Genomic DNA, 16537 nt, shown 5'->3' on the forward strand with positions numbered 1-16537 from the left:
CTGAACTGCGAAAACGGAGGGTATGCGCCAGGCGCATACCCTCCGTGAACGACTACCACCCCGCGTGGGGGCGCCGATGGTCTATTCCGACGCGGCCCGCGGCAGCGCGGCCACCGGGTTCCGCCGCAGGAACGCGGTGATCAGCGCGGCGAACTCGCGCGTGCACTCGAGCTGCGGCATGTGGCCCACGCCCGGCAGAAGGTGCGTCTCCGCGTGCGGGATCAGCTTCCGCGCGTTCTCCAGATGGGACGGCGGCAGCACCTTGTCGCGCGAACCCCACAGCACCATGGTGGGCCGCGGCGTCGCCGCGATGGTCCGGTGCAGCTCGTCGCGCCACTCCTGGCGCACGCCGCCCAGCACGGAGCCCAGGAGGTCGGCCGTCTTCCACGCGGTGAGGCCGGCGTCCGTCTCGCGGGCGATGGCCATCGCGTGGTCGATCCGGGCGCGGGTGGCGTAGGACTTGTCGGCGAAGATCAGCCGCTCCTGGATGATCGCGCCCGGTCGGCTCGGCGTGGTCGCGATGAGCTTGCCCAGCACGGGAACCCCGAGCAGGCGCAGTAGCGGCGTGACCTGCTTGCCGAAGCCGGCCGGATCCACGAGCGTCATCGACGCGACCAGTTCGGGGTGCCGGGCGAGCAGCGTCATGGTGACCGCGCCGCCCAGCGAGTTGCCCGCGACGTGCACGGGGCCCGCGACGTCGAGCGCGGCCAGGGTCTCCGCCACCCCGTCGGCGAGCGCGACGAGGCCGGCACCGTCGGGATGGGGCGCCGACCAGCCGTACCCCGCCAGGTCCGGTGCGATGAGCCGGTACTCGCCGGCGAGTGCCTCGAAGGTCGGGTCCCAGTCCTCCAGGCTGCGCGTGATGCCGTGCAGCAGAAGGAGAGTGGGGAGCGAGGCGTCGCCGGAATCGCGCACCCGCACCCAGCGGCCGCGCACGGGGATGCTGCGGATCACCGGTTCGCCTCGACCCACTCGAAGGTGGCGTCGGCCAGCGGGCCGGGGTTCTGCGCCACCACCCAGTGTCCGCCGGGCACCGAGACGTGCCGCGACTTCGGCGATTTCTCGAGGCCTGCCAGCTGCAGCGGCGGCGTCACGAACAGGTCGCCCTCGGGGGTGATCACCTGCACGGGCACCGACGTAGTGGCGTCCGCCGGCTTGAGGAACGGCGCGGGCATGTTGGCGCGGTACAGGTTCAGGCCGTTGGTGAAGTCGCGGTCGCTGCGCGTGTAGCCCTCGGCCACCTTGCCGCCCGTGCCGCGCTTCTCCAGCGTCTCGATCAGCTTCTGGCCCCACCCGCGCTTGTACAGCGAATCCGCCAGTCCCGGAACGAGGAAGAACGGGATGTAGGTGGAACCCGCGGCCTGGCGCAGCCGCGCCGGCAGGTCCTTCGCGCTGCGGACGCCCTGCAGGTACTCGCCGGCGTGGTTCAGGTTCGGCCCGGACACCGAGGTGTACGAGGCGGTCTTGTCCGCCACCGCGGGGTCGACGACAGCGTGCCAGCCCTGGATCGAGCCCCAGTCGTGGCCGATGAGGTGCACCTTCGCGCGGTCGCCGCTGACCTCGCGCACCGCGTCGATGACCCGCGAGATGTCGGAGATGAGGCGGTCGAACCGGTACCCGGCCTTGCCTGCGGGCGCTTCCGAATCGCCCGCGCCGCGCACGTCGAAGGTGTAAACGTTCGCGCGACCGTCGAGGGCCGCGGCCACGCCGTCCCACACGTGGTGGTTGTCGGGGTAGCCGTGGATCGCGAGCACGGTCGGGCGTGCCGCGTCGTGGTTGCCGTAGCGGAAGGCCGCCAGGGTGAGGCCGTCGGACGTGGTCACGTCGAACCGGTGCTGCTCAGTCATGCTGTACGCCTTACAGATCGATGGTCAGGTGATCGCCGGCCGCGCGCGAGACGCAGGTCAGCATCTGGCCCTGCTCCCGCTCGAAGGGCGTCAGGGTCTTGTCCCGGTGGTCGACGGTGCCCTCGGTCACCGTCATCCGGCAGGTGCCGCAGAATCCCTGCTTGCACGAGTACGGGGCGTCCGGCTTGACCTTGAGGATCGCGGCCAGCAGCGTCTCGTCGGCGGCCACGTCCAGGGTCTGTCCGGACTCGGCCAGGGTGGCGGTGAAGGGCTTGCCGTCGACCACCGGCGGCGCGGAGAAGCGCTCGTAGTGCAGCTCGACGTCGGTGCGGCCGATCAGGCCCACGCGCAGCGATTCGAGCATAGGGATGGGGCCGCAGGCGTACAGCGCCGTGGGGCCGGGGGTGTCGCCGATGAGCACGTCGGCGGTGGGGATGCCGTGCTCGTCGTCGGTGCGGACCTCCACCTTGTCGCCGAAGCGTGCCACCTCGGCGATGAACGGGATGGTGTCGGTGGAGCGGCCGGTGTAGAGCATCGACCAGCTCAGGCCCAGGCGCTCGGCGGCGATCATCATCGGCAGGATCGGCGTGATGCCGATGCCTCCGGCGACGAAGCGCAGGTGCTCGGCGGAGGAGCCGTGGCCCGGCACCGCCATGGGCATGCCGTTGCGGGGTCCCTTGACCGTCACCGTCGCCCCGACGTGCAGGGTCTCGTGCACCTCGACGGAACCGCCTCCGCCGCCGGGGATCCGGCGCACGGCGATGCGGTAGGTGTCGGAGTCCGCGGGATCGCCGCACAGCGAGTACTCGCGCATGCGACCCGAGGGCAGCAGCAGGTCGAGGTGCGCGCCGGGGGTCCAGCGGGGGAGGGGGCTGTCGTCGGCCGAGACGAAGGTGAGCGCGACGACGTCCTTGTCGTGCGCGACGATCTCGCGCGAGACCACCCGCAGTTCGCGGCTGGTGCTGGGCTCGGCCAGGTTCCGCGGCTTCATCAAGTGCGCGAACGCGGGGATGGTCACGCCGAAGAAGGCGTTGGCGAAGCGCAACAGCGGATCCCGCTTCCACCGGCCGTACAGGTGCGGGGGGATCTCGGTGACGGGCTCGCCCCAGGGCCGGAAGACCGACGGTGCCTTGCGCTCGCCCGTCATCCGTTCGCCGCCCGGGCGGCCGGCGACTTCGCGAGGTACGCGACGGCCTGCGCGGTGGACCCGATGGAGGCGGGGTCGAAGCTGGGCTTGAAGTAGATGAGCGTGAACTTCACGACGTCGCGGAGCTTCGGCAGGATGTTCTTGTGTGAGCCCTTGAGGTACTCCCACCACAGCCGCGGGTAGGAGTAGCTGAAGTTGGGATCCTTGCGGAGCATGTAACCCGACGTGCGGTGCAGCGCGAGGATGAGGAAGACGATGCCCACGATCATCGCGCGGCAGCGGTGGAAGTAGCTCGGGTCGAAGTAGTTCGCCACGTCGTGCGCGACGGACCGGTGCTCGACCTCCTCGGCGCCGTGCCAGCGACAGATGTCGGCCATCGTCGGGTCCACGTCGAAGTCGTCCCAGGCGTTGTTGAGCGCGAAGACGCCGAGGATCGCGGTGTAATGCTCGACCGCCGCGATGAGCCAGAGGCGCTGCACCATGTCGTTGTACTGCGCGCGATCGGAGTGGTAGGTCCGCGGCGCGAGGATCTTGCGGAAGATGTACTCGAACTGCCGGGCCACGGGGGCGGTGTCGATGCCGCAGCGCTGCAGGTACTCGGAGAGCGCCCGGTCGTGCGATTCGGCGTGCATGGCCTCCTGGCCGATGAAGCCGCGCATGGTCCGGGCGAGGTTCTCGTCCTTCACGAAGGGCAGCGCCTCGGTGTAGACCTCGCAGAACCAGCGTTCGCCCTCGGGGAGCACGGAGTGCAGGATGCTGCTGATGATGTCGCTGGCCACGGGCTCACCGGGGATCCACTCCAGCGGCACGTTCTCCCAGTCGAACTCCACGTTCCGGGCGTGGATCTCGACCTCCGCGGGCTCGTGCTGCTGAGCCGATGTGCGCGAACTCATCGTCCGACTCCTTCCACGTGGGTGTCTTGACATTCAACACCCTGATGTCCAGTGAGCGCTACCGGCAGTGAGAGCACTCGGCACGGAACCTATCACTTTCGGGTGGGCGGGCCGAACCTCTTGCGGGCCGGATGTGACGGCCGTAACCTACAACCTGATGGTTGTAGATGAACTGGCACCGGACGAGGCGGACCGCCTCTTCCACGCCCTCGCGGATCGCACCCGGCGCGACATCGTCGTCCGGGTGATCGAGCGGGAGTGCTCCGTCTCGGAGCTCGCCCGCGGCTACGAGATGAGCTTCGCGGCGGTGCAGAAGCACGTCGCCGTGCTGGCGAAGGCGGGCCTGGTCGTCAAGACCCGACGGGGCCGGGAGGCCCTGGTCGGCCCGGACGTCGAGACCATCGCGCGCGGCGCTCGCCTGCTGCGCGGTTACGAGGACCTGTGGCGGGGAAGAGTGGCGCGCATGGACGCGCTGCTGGACCCCCCGACCGACTGAGGAGTTCCGCTATGCCCGTGCTCACCACCGGCGCCGATCGCGAGGCGCTCACCTTCACCCTCGAGGCCGAGTTCGCCGCCTCCCCGGACCGCGTCTGGCAGCTGTGGGAGGACCCGCGGCTGCTCGAGAAGTGGTGGGGCCCGCCCGGATGGCCCGCCACCTTCGTCCGTCACGAGCTGCGTCCCGGCGGCGAGTCCCGCTACTACATGACCGGCCCGGACGGCACCAGGGCCGGCGGCTGGTTCGCGACGGTGTCCACCGACGCACCGTCGACCTTCACCTTCCGCGACGGCTTCGCGGGCGAGGACGGCGAGCCCGTCGACCCGGAGGACCACTCCGTCACCACCGTCGTCATCACGCCCGACGGCGACGTGACCCACATGACCCTCACCGCCACCCACCGATCGCTCGAGCAGCTCGAGCAGGTCCTCGAGATGGGCATGGAGGAGGGCATGACCCAGGCGATGAACCAGATCGACGCCCTGCTCTGACGCCTGCGCCGGATGGTGTTCGCTCAGCGGGCGCCGTCCGGCACGGAGCGGCCCCGGTCGGTGCCCCGGAGCCGAGCGCATGTGCTCCCCTGAATTTCGGTTGGTGACCGATGCGCTGTACCGCAGAATGACGGGGTGTATCTGACCGTCTCCACCACGCACGTACCGGCCACCGATCTGGGCTTCCTCCTGCACAAGCACCCCGACCGGGTGCAGGAGTTCGCCCAGCCCTTCGGCACGGCCACCGTGTTCTACCCGGAGGCGACCGAGACCCGCTGCACCGCGGCGCTCCTGCTGGAAGTGGATCCGATCGCGCTCGCGCGCCGCCGCCGGTCCAGCCCCGACTTCGCGCTCGCGCAGTACGTCAACGACCGTCCTTACGCGGCCACGTCGCTGCTCGCGGTGGCGCTCGCGGACGTCTTCCGCAGCGCGCGGGGCGGCCGCGGCGGCAGCCGTCAGGACGTCGCCGACCGCGCGATCCCGCTCGAGATCGAGATCCCGGTGCTGCCGTGCCGCGGCGGCCCGGACGTGGCCGCGCGGCTCTTCGGCCCGCTCGGCTGGACCGTCGAGGCGGAGAGCGTCCCGCTCGATGCGGAGATCACCGAGTGGGGCGACTCGCGGTACCTCCGGCTCCGCCTCACCGGCGACGTGCGGCTCGCCGACGCCCTCAACCACCTCTACGTCCTGCTTCCCGTACTCGACGAGTCGAAGCACTACTGGCAGGGGCTCGACGAGGTGGACAAGCTCCTGCGCTCGGGCGCCGGCTGGCTCGAGACCCACCCCGACCGGGAGCTCATCACCCGCCGCTACCTCGGCCGCGGGCCGGGCCTCGCGGCGCAGGCCCTCGAGCGCCTCGCGGAGGTCGAGGGCCTCCCGTCCGAGGCGCAGGACGACGGTGCCGCCACCGACGAGCCGGCGAAGCCGCTCAACGCGCTACGGCACGACGCCGTGCACGCGGAGATCGTCGCGAGCGGCGCGAGCTCGGTGATCGACCTCGGCTGCGGCCCGGGACAGTTCCTGGGCCGCCTGCTCGCCACCCGGGGGATCGACCGCGTCGCGGGATGCGACGCCTCGGTGCGATCCCTGCAGCGCGCGGCGCAGCGCCTGCACCTCGACGACATGACCGAGCGGCAGCGGCGGCGGATCGAGCTGTTCCAGGCCGCCCTCACCTACGAGGACGACCGGCTCGCCGGCTTCGACGCGGCGGTGCTCATGGAGGTGATCGAGCACGTGGACCCGTCGCGGCTCGGTGCCCTGGAGCACGTCGTCTTCGGGGCCGCGCGGCCCGGCACCGTCGTGGTCACGACCCCGAACTGCGAGTACAACGCGCTCTACCCCGACCTCGCCGGGATGCGGCACGACGACCACCGATTCGAGTGGGACCGTGCGCAGTTCGCCGCGTGGGCCGCCGGGGTCGCGGACCGGTACGGCTACACCGTCCGGCACGAGGGCATCGGCGACGCCGATCCCGAGCGCGGAACCCCCACCCAGATGGCCGTTCTCACCCGGAAGGAGTCCGCCCGATGAACACCGACACCGTCGTCACCGTCCCGATGCGCGGCCTGATCCTGCTGGCCGGCGCCTCGGGCAGCGGCAAGTCGACGTTCGCGCGCACGCACTTCCGGCCCACCGAGGTGGTCTCCAGCGACGTCTGCCGCGGCCTCGTCGCCGACGACGAGAACGATCAGGCCGCGACGTCCGACGCCTTCGACCTGCTGCACCACCTGGTGGGTATCCGGCTGCGCCGCGGCCTGCTCACGGTCGTCGACGCGACCAACGTGCAGCGCGCCTCCCGGGCCTCGCTCGTGGCGCTCGCCCGCGCGCACGACGTCCTCGTCGACGTCATCGTCTTCGATCTTCCCGACGAGATCGCCATTGAGCGGAACCGGCAGCGCACCGACCGTACCTTCGGCCCGCAGGTGATCACCCGCCAGGCGCGGGAGCTGCGCAGGTACCTCAAGGGGATCAAGAAGGAGGGCTTCCGTCGCGTCCACGTGCTCCGCGACACCGCGCAGGTCGACGGTGCCTCCCTCGTGCGCGAGCGGCCGTGGAACGACCGGACGGAGCTCACCGGGCCGTTCGATCTGATCGGCGATGTGCACGGCTGCGCGGCCGAGCTGCGCGCGCTCCTCACCGATCTCGGCTGGCGCGTGCGCGCCGACGGCGCCGACCACCCGGAGGGGCGGACCGCCGTCTTCGTCGGCGATCTGGTGGACCGCGGGCCGGACACGCCGGGCGTGCTGCGCCTCGTCATGGGGATGGTGGCCGCGGGTGATGCGCTGTGCGTCAGCGGGAACCACGAGAACAAGCTGGTGCGCGCCCTCAAGGGCGGAGCGGTCACCGTCGCGCACGGGTTGCAGGAGTCGTTGGATCAGCTGGCCGCCGAGCCGGAGGAGTTCCGGGGCGCCGCACTGACGTTCATGGACGGACTGCTCAGCCACTACGTCCTCGACGGCGGGCGACTCGTCGTCGCCCACGCGGGACTCAAGGAGGAGTACCACGGGCGGGCATCGCGCCGGGTACGGGCGTTCGCGCTCTACGGCGACACCACCGGCGAGACCGACGAGGTCGGGCTGCCGGTGCGCTACCCGTGGGCGCGGGACTACCGCGGTCGCGCGGCCGTCGTGTACGGCCACACGCCGGTCGCCGAGCCGCAGTGGGTCAACAACACGCTGTGCATCGACACCGGTGCGGTGTTCGGCGGCGCGCTGACCGCGCTGCGGTACCCGGAGCGCGAGATCGTCTCCGTGCCCGCACAGTCGCAGTGGTACGCGCCGGCCCGGCCGGCGGTGGCGGCACCGTCGGACGACCGGGCCGACTCCGTGCTGCGGTACGACGACGTGGCCGGCACCCGCTGGCTGTCGACCCGCACGGCGGGCCGCGTGAAGGTCGAGGGCGAGAACGCGGCCGCGGCGCTCGAGGTGATGAGTCGGTTCGCCGTGGACCCGCGGTGGCTGGTGTACCTGCCGCCCACCATGTCACCGGCGTCGGTGGCGCGGGAGGACGGTTTCCTCGAGTACCCGGAGCGGGCGTTCGAGGACTTCGCGGGCTGGGGCGTGGAGCGGGTGATCTGCGAGGAGAAGCACATGGGTTCGCGGGCCGTCGCGGTGCTCGCGCGCGATTCCGTTGCGGCGGCACGGCGATTCGGCATCGCCGACGGGAGCACAGGCGCGGTGTACACGCGCACCGGCCGGGCGTTCTTCGGCGACGTCGAGCCGCTGGTGGACCGCCTCCGGCGGGCCGTGGCCCCGCTGTTCGACCGGTTGGAGACCGACTGGCTCGCGCTGGACTGCGAGCTGCTGCCCTGGTCCGCGAAGGCCGGCGAGCTGATCCGGTCGCAGTACGCGTCCGTGGGCGCGGCGGCACGCGAGGCCTTCCCGGCCGCGCTCGCGGGGCTCGACGCCGCCGCGGCCCGCGGCCTCGAGGTGGCGGACCTCCGGGAGCGAACGGCCCGACGCGCGGTGAACGCGAACGCCTTCCGCGATGCCTACGCGCGGTACTACCGGCCGACGGACGGGCTCGACGGGGTGACCGTCGCGCCCTTCCAGGTGCTGGCGGCGGAGGGGCGAGTGCTCGCCGAGGAGTCGCACGAGTGGCACCTGGCGGTGCTCGGCGAGCTCACCGACCCGTTCCTGACGCCGACGCGGCACCGCATCGTCGACCTGGCCTCGGCGGCGGACCGGGCGGCGGCGGCGCGGTGGTGGACCGAGCTCACGGACGCCGGCGGCGAGGGCATGGTGGTCAAGCCGCTGGGCGCCGGGAGCGGACCGGGCGGGTCCGGTGGCGCCGGCCGGAAGGTGCAGCCGGGCCTCAAGGTCCGCGGACGCGAGTACCTGCGCATCATCTACGGCCCGGACTACCTCGACTCGCTCGACGTGCTGCGCGACCGGAACCTCGGCCGCAAGCGGAAGATGGCGCTCGCGGAGCACGCTCTTGGCCGGGATGCGCTGGCGGCGTTCGTCGCGGGCGAGCCGCTGTGGCGGGTGCACCAGTCGGTGTTCGCGGTGCTCGCCTCGGAGTCGGAGCCGGTGGACCCGCGCCTGTAGGCGTGCCGGCCCCGTCGCCGCGGCGGGGCCGGTAAACCGCTTGACCCGATGCGCAGGACGCGGGATAAGCTGCCGCTCATGATCTCTTGACGCGTGTCGGCGCGCTGTGCGGCGCCGACGGATGCCTCCCATCCGTACCTCCCGTGTCAGGAGTCTCTTCCTTGCGTACCTCTACGCCCGTCACCACCCCCGTCTCCGCTGATCGGTGGGCCGCGCTGGGCGCGCTCGCCCTCGGCTACGTCATGATCCTGGTCGACGCGACGGCGCTGTCCGTCGTCACCGTCCGTCTCATGGAGGGGCTGCACACCGACGTTCGGTCGGTGCTGTGGGTCTCGTCCGCGTACCTCCTCGCCTTCGCCGTCCCGATGCTGCTGTGCGGCCGCCTCGGCGACCGCTTCGGGCACCGCCGGATGTACCTGCTCGGCCTCGCCGTCTTCGTGCTCGCCTCCCTGGCCTGCGGTCTCGCGCCGACTCTCGGCGTGTTGGTGGCACTGCGCGTCGTCCAGGGGTTCGGCGCTGCGCTCATGACGCCGCAGGTCATGGCGATCATCACTCTCGTCTTCCCGATGGAGACCCGCGGCGCCGCCCTCGGCGTGTGGGGCGCGATCACCGGCATCGCGACGCTCGCCGGCCCGCTCCTCGGCGGCGTGCTCACCGAGTTCGCGAGCTGGCGGTGGGTGTTCTGGCTCAACGTCCCCGTCGGCCTCGCCGGCATCGTGATGACTCTGCGCTACGTGCCCCGATCGGTCACGACGTCGCGCCGCCTCGACCTGCCAGGATCGGTGCTGTCGGCGGCTGCGGTCCTCGGGCTGATCCTGGGCTTGCAGGAGTCGGGGCGGCCAGGCGCGGCGCCGTGGCTCGCGCTGGCGGCGGGAGGAACGGGCACCGTCGTCTTCCTGGTGTGGCAGCGTCGGCGCGGCGACGGCGCACTGGTGCCGCTGCGGCTCTTCCGCATCCGCAGCTTCGCCGCGTCGTCGGGCGTCAACCTGCTCGCGGGCGCATGGGTCACCGCTTATGTCTTCCCGGCGACGCTGTACGCGCAGGCCCGGCACGGCGTCTCCCCGGGCGGCGCCGCGCTGCTGCTGGCGCCGACGGCCCTCGTGTCCGCTCTGCTCGCGCCGCGAGTCGGACGTTCGCTGCGCAGGCGCGACCCGCGCGGCGTGCTGTCGACGGGGCTCGCCGTCTGCGGCCTCGGACTCGGGCTGTTCGTCGTGGTCGTGACCGCGGAGATGCCGCCCGGGTGGCTGGTCCTGCCGGCCTCCGTGGTCGGCGTGGGCAGCGCGATGATGTGGGGCCCGCTGTCCTTGCTCGCCACGTCCGAGCTGCCGCGCGACCTGGTCGGAGCCGGCGCGGGGGCCTTCAACACGGCGCGGCAGCTGGGCTCGGCGTTCGGTGCGGCCGCGGTCGCTGCGGTGCTCGCGCACGGCGCGCTGTCCGGGGCCCTGGCGCTCGCGGCGGGCATCTGCCTGGCCGCCCTGGCCGCCGCGGCGGCGCTGCGCTCGTGAAACCGGCCGAATTCTTCGTCACGAAGCCGAATCGCCCCTCGTGATCGAGGATTCGGCCGGTTTCACGAGGAACCGAGCGCCTGCGCCGCCAGCCGGCCCGAGATCAGCGCGGGCGGGACGCCGACGCCGGGGTGTGTCATGGATCCCGCGAGCACCGCGTTCGCGAGGCCGGGGACCCGCTGCGGGCGGCGCAGCGGCCCGGTCTGGCTGAGGGTGTGTGCCGCGGCGAACGGGGTGCCGGCGGACATGCCCTGCCGGGCCCAGTCGGCGGGGGTGTCCACGCGCAGGACCTCCCCGGCGTCGATGCCGCGATACCCGCGGCCGGCCAGGGTGCGCAGCGCGTCGCGCACGTAGTCGGGGCCGATCGAGTCCCAGTCCAGCGGTGCTGATTCCAGGTTGGGGCACGGTGCGAGCACGCTGACCGGGCCGGGCTCGCCCGTCGTGATCGACGGGCGGGTGATGAGGAACGACGGGTCGCTCATGAGCCGCCCGCGGCCCCGCGTCGCGGTGATCTCCGCGAAGGTCTGCTCCCACGCCGCGCCGAAGTCCAGCGTGTGGTGCGCCTGCGTGGGCCAGTGGTCCTGCAGGTCGGGGTCCACGTCGAGGTGGGCCACCACCGCGGACGGCGACAGCCGCACACGCCGCGGCGCCCGCCCGCCGAGCGGCGCGATGAGCCGGTCGGTGATGGGGGCGTCGGCGGTGAGCACCACCCCGTCGAAGGCGAGCTGGCGCACGCGCGCCGACGTCCGGGCGCGCAGACCCGTGACGCGGCCCCGCCGGCCGTCGAGGCCGAGCACCTCGTGGTCGAGCAGAAGCGTGCCGCCGGCCCGCTCGACCTGCCGCGCCATGACCTCCGCGACCCGGCCCATGCCCGCCCGGGGGTACCAGACACCCAGGCCGACGTCCATGTGCGAGATCACGGCGTACACCGCGCGCGCCGCCGACGGCGCGACTCCGGCGTAGAGCGCCTGGAAGGTGAGCATGCGGCGGGCGCGCGGGTCGGCGACGCGGCGGTCCACCTGGTGCTGCATCGACCGCAAGGCGCCGAGCCGCACGAGCCGGCCCAGCGCGGCGAGGTCGCGCGGGTTCGCGTACGAGCTCCACGCGGCGTCGCCGCCGATGAACCGCTCGTAGGCGGCGTCGAACACGGCCTCCTGCCAGCGCATGTGCTCGTCCACCGCGAGGTCGTCGGGGACGTGCAGCACGCCGGCCGGGTGACCCCCGAGGGCCGGGAACCGACCCGCGTACGCGGGCGCGACCGGCAGCAGGTCCAGTTCGTCCTCGGCGGCGAGCCGGCCGAGGCCGCCCGCGGCCAGGGCGTCGAAGACCAGCTCCGGCATGGTCAGCACGCTCGCGCCCGGATCGACGAGGTGCCCTCCCAGCGAGATCGTCCCCGCGCGCCCGCCGACCTGCGGCGACTTCTCCACGACGGTGACTCGATGGCCCGCCCCGAGCAGGTGCAGCGCCGCCGACAGCCCGGACAGACCCGCCCCGATGATTCCGATGTGCACGGGACGAGTCTAGGAACTCCGTAGAACAACATATTGCAATGTATGCATATGTCGCATACGCTCAGGCCATGAGCGCAGAACACGACCACGAGTCCGGCCACTCGGCGCGGTGGGAGATCGGCTTCGCCATCGCCTCGGGCGTCACCTACACCGCGGGCATGATCGCCGAGTACGCCGCGGGGCTGCCCGACGTCGGCACCGCCTTCTTCCTCGCCACGTACTTCTTCGGCGGCTTCTTCACCATCCGCTCGGCCATCAGGTCCACGCTGAACGGGAAGTTCGAGGTCGACTTCCTCATGCTGGTCGCCGCGATCGGCGCCGCCTCGATCGGGCGGTTCGCCGAGGGCGCGGTGCTGCTGTTCCTGTTCAGCCTCGGCCACGCGCTGGAGGAGTTCGCGCTGGCCCGCGCGTCCAAGTCGATCGAGGCGCTCGCCGGCCTCGCGCCCCGCACCGCGCTGGTGCACGTCGGCGGACCGTCGACCACGGCGGGCGAGTTCGTCGACCGGCAGGTGGAGGACGTCGCCGTCGGCGACCTCGTGCTGATCCGTCCCAATGCGCGCGTCAGCTCCGACGGGGTGGTGGTCGACGGGCGCTCGGCGATCGACCAGAGCGCCGTCACCGGCGAGTCGATGCCGGTGGAGAAGGAGCCCCTCGACCCCTCCCGCACCGGCCGCGTCGCCGACGAGAACAAGGTCTTCGCGGGCACGGTCAACGGTTCCGGCGCGCTGGTCGTGCAGGTCACCGCGCTGGCGAAGGACTCCACGCTGAGCAAGGTCGTCGAGCTCGTCGCGTCCACCGACCAGGCCAAGTCGCCCACGCAGCGCTTCCTCGACAGGTTCCAGCGCATCTACGTACCCGCCGTGATCGCCTTCGTCATCGGCGTCTTCCTGGTCGGCTTCCTCGCTCTCGGCAACACGTTCGACGACGCCTTCTACCTCGCGATGGCCGTGCTCGTCGCCGCGAGCCCCTGCGCGCTCGCGCTCGCCACCCCGTCGGCCGTGCTGGCGGGCGTCGCGCGCGCCGCCCGCGCCGGCGTGCTGGTCAAGGGCGGCGCGCCGCTCGAGACGCTCGGCCGCGTCACGTCGATCGCCTTCGACAAGACCGGCACCCTGACCTGGGGCGAGCCGCGGGTCACCGACACCGTCGCGGCGCCCGGTGTCGAGCTCGACGAGCTGCTCGCGACCACGCTCGCCGTCGAGAAGCTCTCCGACCACCCCCTCGCCGCCGCGGTCGCCGAGGCCGTCGCGGCCCGCACCTCGACGGTGCTCACCGCCTCCGACCTGCAGTCCGTCACCGGCCGCGGCGTCCGCGCCCTCGTCGAGGGTGAGAGTGTCGAGATCGGCAACGAGCGCCTCTTCACCGACGCCGGCATCGCGCTCGACGGGGCCGTCGCCGCCGACGTCGAGCGGCTGCAGGCCGCGGGCCGCACGCTCATGATCGTGCGCCGCGGCGGCCGCTTCCTCGGCGTGATCGGCGTCATGGACACGCCCCGTCGGGAGGCCGGGCAGGTGCTCGACCGGCTCCGCGAGTCCGGCATGACCGACATCGTGATGATCTCCGGCGACCACCAGCAGGTGGCGGAGGCCGTGGGCCGCGAGGTCGGCGTCGACCGGGCCCTCGGCGGGCTGCTCCCGGAGGACAAGGTGACGCAGGTGCGCGGCCTCTCCGGCGCGGGGCCGGATGCCCGACGGTGCGCCATGGTCGGCGACGGCGTCAACGACGCGCCCGCGATGGCGCAGGCCGACGTCGGGATCGCCATGGGCGCCGCCGGTTCCGCCGTCGCGCTGGAGACCGCGGACGTCGCGCTGATGAGCGACGACCTGGGCCGCCTGCCGTTCGCGGTGCGGCTGAGCCGGCGGACCAGCCGCATCATCCGGCAGAACCTCATCGCCGCGCTGGGCATCGTGGTCTTCCTGGTGATCGTCACGTTCCTCGGCATGCCGATGGGGCCGGTGGTCTTCATCCACGAGGGCTCGACGCTCATCGTCGTGGCCAACGCGCTGCGCCTGCTCCGCTTCGAGGTGGGGAGGGAGCACGACGGGGTGGAGCATGAGGTGCGCCCGGAGCGGGAGCCCGCGGCAGCGTGATCGGGGAGGCGCAGGGGAGCACGAGGCGCGCCCCGAGCGGGAGCCCGTCGCGGCCTGAAATCCGCTGACGGCGAACGCCGATGCCCGGCCGGAACAACCCGGCCGGGCATCGGCGTTGAGCGGAGAAGACTGAACTTGGAGGCCCCATGTCTGAGCAGATCTCACTGCCCGTTCTCTTCGTCCCCGACCTCGTCGTACTCCCCGGCATGGTCGTGCCGATCACCCTCGACGACGCCGCGCAGGCCGCGGTCGACGCCGGCCGCAGCAGCGAGCGCGGCAAGCTCCTCATCGCCCCGCGACTGGACGACCGGTACCCGACGCACGGCGTCGTCGCCTCGATCGTGCAGGTCGGCCGCGTGCCCGGCCAGTCCGAGTACGTCGCCGTGCTGCGCGGCGAGCAGCGCGCCCACATCGGTTCCGGCACCACCGGGCCGGGTGCGGCGCTGTGGGTCGAGGTCGACCTCGTCGACGAGACCGCGGTCACCGAGCGCACCCGCGAGCTGGCCGCCGAGTACAAGAAGGTCGTGCTCGCGATGCTGCAGCGCCGCGAGGCCTGGCAGGTGATCGACGCCGTCAACCGGCTCACCGACCCCGCCGCGCTGGCGGATACGTCGGGCTACTCGTCGTGGCTGACGAACGAGCAGAAGCGCGAGCTGTTGGAGACCGGCGACGTCGACGCGCGCCTGCAGCGCCTCATCGACTGGACCGGCGAGCACCTCGCCGAGACCGAGGTGAGCGACAAGATCGCTTCCGACGTCCGCGACGGGATGGAGAAGCAGCAGAAGGAGTTCCTGCTCCGGCAGCAGCTCAACGCCATCCGCAAGGAGCTCGGGGAGGACGAGCCCGACGGTGCCGACGACTACCGGTCCCGCGTGGAGGCCGCCGACCTGCCGGAGAAGGTCCGCGAGGCGGCGCTGCGCGAGGTGGGCAAGCTCGAGCGCGGCACCGACCAGAGCCCCGAGGCGGGCTGGATCCGCACCTGGCTCGACACCGTCCTGGACCTGCCGTGGAACGTCACCACCGAGGACTCCGACGACCTGGCCGGCGCGCGGGCGATCCTCGACGCCGACCACCACGGCCTCGACGACGTGAAGGACCGCATCGTCGAGTACCTGGCCGTGCGGTCGCGCCGGTCGCAGCGCGGCATGTCGCTGGTCGGCGGCCGCGGGTCGGGCGCCGTCATGGTGCTCGCCGGCCCGCCCGGCGTGGGCAAGACCTCGCTGGGCGAGTCCGTCGCCCGCGCGCTGGGCCGCAAGTTCGTGCGCGTGGCGCTCGGCGGCGTGCGCGACGAGGCGGAGATCCGCGGGCACCGTCGGACCTACGTCGGCGCGCTGCCCGGCCGGATCGTGCGCGCGATCGGCGAGGCGGGCTCGATGAACCCGGTGGTGCTGCTCGACGAGATCGACAAGGTGGGCTCCGACTACCGCGGCGATCCCGCGGCGGCGCTGCTCGAGGTGCTCGATCCCGCGCAGAACCACACCTTCCGCGATCACTACCTGGACCTCGACCTGGACCTGTCCGATGTGGTCTTCCTCGCGACGGCCAATGTGGTGGAGAACATCCCGTCGGCGCTGCTCGACCGGATGGAGCTGGTCACCCTCGACGGCTACACCGAGGACGACAAGGTCGCGATCGCCCGGGACTACCTGGTGCCGCGGCAGCGGGAGCGGGCGGCGCTGACGGCCGACGAGGTGACCGTGACCGACGAGGCGCTGCGCGAGATCGCCGCGAACTACACCCGCGAGCCGGGCGTGCGGCAGTTCGAGCGGCTGCTCGCCAAGGCGCTGCGCAAGGTCGCGGTGGAGCAGTCCTCCACGGACGCGGGGCGCACCGTCGTCGATGTCGGGGACCTGCAGGGTTACCTGGGCCGGCCCCGGTTCACCCCGGAGACGGCCGAGCGGACCGAGGTGCCGGGCGTGGCGACAGGCCTGGCCGTGACCGGCATGGGCGGCGACGTCCTGTTCATCGAGGCGCTGCACACGCCCGGCGAATCCGGCCCGGAACTGAAGCTGACGGGCCAGCTCGGCGACGTGATGAAGGAGTCGGCGCAGATCGCCCTGTCGTACGTGCAGGCGCACGCCGCGGACTTCGGCATCGACCCGGCCGCGCTGAACGGCACGGTGCACATCCACTTCCCGGCCGGCGCCGTCCCCAAGGACGGGCCGTCGGCGGGCGTCACGATGGTCACCGCGCTGGTGTCGATGCTGACGGGGCGGCGCGTGCGCAGCGACGTCGGCATGACCGGCGAGGTCACGCTCAACGGTCGGGTACTGCCCATCGGCGGCGTCAAGCAGAAGCTGCTGGCCGCGCAGCGCAACGGGCTGGCCACGGTGTTCGTGCCGCAGCGCAACGAGCCCGACCTGGACGACGTCCCGGCGGAGGTGCTCGACGCGCTCGAGGTGAAGCCGATGGTCGACGTGGCGGAGATCGTCGCGCAGGCCCTGGAGCCGGTGTCGGAGGGCGCGCAGGTCGCCGCCTAGCGGGTTCGACGGTGCGGGCGGGTCGCTTCGGCGG

General features: G+C 72.4%; 12 protein-coding genes. 7 read left to right on the forward strand and 5 right to left on the reverse strand.

The genetic code is table 11. The features are described from left to right. Window positions 1–81 precede the first annotated feature (81 nt). The 4 genes from ACNAYW_RS23140 to ACNAYW_RS23155 are packed head-to-tail and all read right to left on the reverse strand — an operon-like array spanning window position 82 to window position 3887. Window positions 82–954: an alpha/beta fold hydrolase gene (locus tag ACNAYW_RS23140; protein WP_415851972.1), complete on the reverse strand. Its 873-nt coding sequence runs from the start codon at window positions 952–954 to the stop codon at window positions 82–84. After that, a complete protein-coding gene (locus ACNAYW_RS23145; RefSeq protein WP_415851973.1) occupies window positions 951–1847 on the reverse strand; it encodes an alpha/beta fold hydrolase in 897 nt (298 codons plus the stop codon). The genes ACNAYW_RS23140 and ACNAYW_RS23145 overlap by 4 nt, the downstream gene beginning before the upstream one ends. Before the next feature lie 10 nt (window positions 1848–1857). Beyond that, entirely contained in the window at window positions 1858–2994 is a 1137-nt protein-coding gene (locus tag ACNAYW_RS23150) for a PDR/VanB family oxidoreductase (protein WP_415851974.1), read from the reverse strand. Beyond that, entirely contained in the window at window positions 2991–3887 is an 897-nt protein-coding gene (locus ACNAYW_RS23155; RefSeq protein WP_415851975.1) for a metal-dependent hydrolase, read from the reverse strand. Before ACNAYW_RS23155 ends, ACNAYW_RS23150 begins: the two co-directional genes overlap by 4 nt. A gap of 157 nt (window positions 3888–4044) precedes the next feature. Between ACNAYW_RS23155 and ACNAYW_RS23160 the strand changes: the two genes are divergently transcribed. The 5 genes from ACNAYW_RS23160 to ACNAYW_RS23180 all read left to right on the forward strand — a co-directional run bounded on the left by ACNAYW_RS23160 (window position 4045) and on the right by ACNAYW_RS23180 (window position 10425). Then, window positions 4045–4383: an ArsR/SmtB family transcription factor gene (locus tag ACNAYW_RS23160; protein ID WP_415851976.1), complete on the forward strand. Its 339-nt coding sequence runs from the start codon at window positions 4045–4047 to the stop codon at window positions 4381–4383. Window positions 4384–4394: 11 nt separating this feature from the next. Further along, window positions 4395–4874, forward strand: coding sequence for an SRPBCC family protein (locus ACNAYW_RS23165; protein WP_415851977.1), 480 nt, complete (start codon window positions 4395–4397; stop codon window positions 4872–4874). A 135-nt stretch (window positions 4875–5009) separates the two neighbouring features. Beyond that, the gene (locus ACNAYW_RS23170; RefSeq protein ID WP_415851978.1) at window positions 5010–6401 is read left to right on the forward strand and encodes a 3' terminal RNA ribose 2'-O-methyltransferase Hen1; all 1392 of its coding nucleotides are present in this window, start codon (window positions 5010–5012) and stop codon (window positions 6399–6401) included. Next, window positions 6398–8920 carry a polynucleotide kinase-phosphatase gene (locus ACNAYW_RS23175; protein WP_415851979.1) on the forward strand — a complete coding sequence of 841 codons (2523 nt, stop codon included), beginning with the start codon at window positions 6398–6400 and terminating at the stop codon, window positions 8918–8920. The genes ACNAYW_RS23170 and ACNAYW_RS23175 overlap by 4 nt, the downstream gene beginning before the upstream one ends. Window positions 8921–9081: 161 nt before the next feature. Further along, window positions 9082–10425, forward strand: a complete 1344-nt coding sequence (locus ACNAYW_RS23180; protein ID WP_415851980.1) for a DHA2 family efflux MFS transporter permease subunit — start codon at window positions 9082–9084, stop codon at window positions 10423–10425. Window positions 10426–10487: 62 nt separating this feature from the next. Here ACNAYW_RS23180 and crtI read toward each other — a convergent pair whose 3' ends face one another. Continuing rightward, window positions 10488–11936 carry a phytoene desaturase family protein gene (gene crtI, locus ACNAYW_RS23185; RefSeq protein WP_415851981.1) on the reverse strand — a complete coding sequence of 483 codons (1449 nt, stop codon included), beginning with the start codon at window positions 11934–11936 and terminating at the stop codon, window positions 10488–10490. 68 nt (window positions 11937–12004) lie between these two features. Between crtI and ACNAYW_RS23190 the strand changes: the two genes are divergently transcribed. Both ACNAYW_RS23190 and lon read left to right on the forward strand, forming a co-directional pair. Next, window positions 12005–14023, forward strand: a complete 2019-nt coding sequence (locus tag ACNAYW_RS23190) for a heavy metal translocating P-type ATPase (RefSeq protein ID WP_415851982.1) — start codon at window positions 12005–12007, stop codon at window positions 14021–14023. A 146-nt stretch (window positions 14024–14169) separates the two neighbouring features. Further along, window positions 14170–16503 (forward strand): endopeptidase La, encoded by a 2334-nt coding sequence (lon, locus tag ACNAYW_RS23195; protein WP_415851983.1) that lies wholly within the window; start codon window positions 14170–14172, stop codon window positions 16501–16503. Window positions 16504–16537 lie beyond the last annotated feature (34 nt).

The organism is Tsukamurella ocularis (genome assembly GCF_965138335.1).
Classification (GTDB): Bacteria; Actinomycetota; Actinomycetes; order Mycobacteriales; family Mycobacteriaceae; genus Tsukamurella; species Tsukamurella ocularis_A.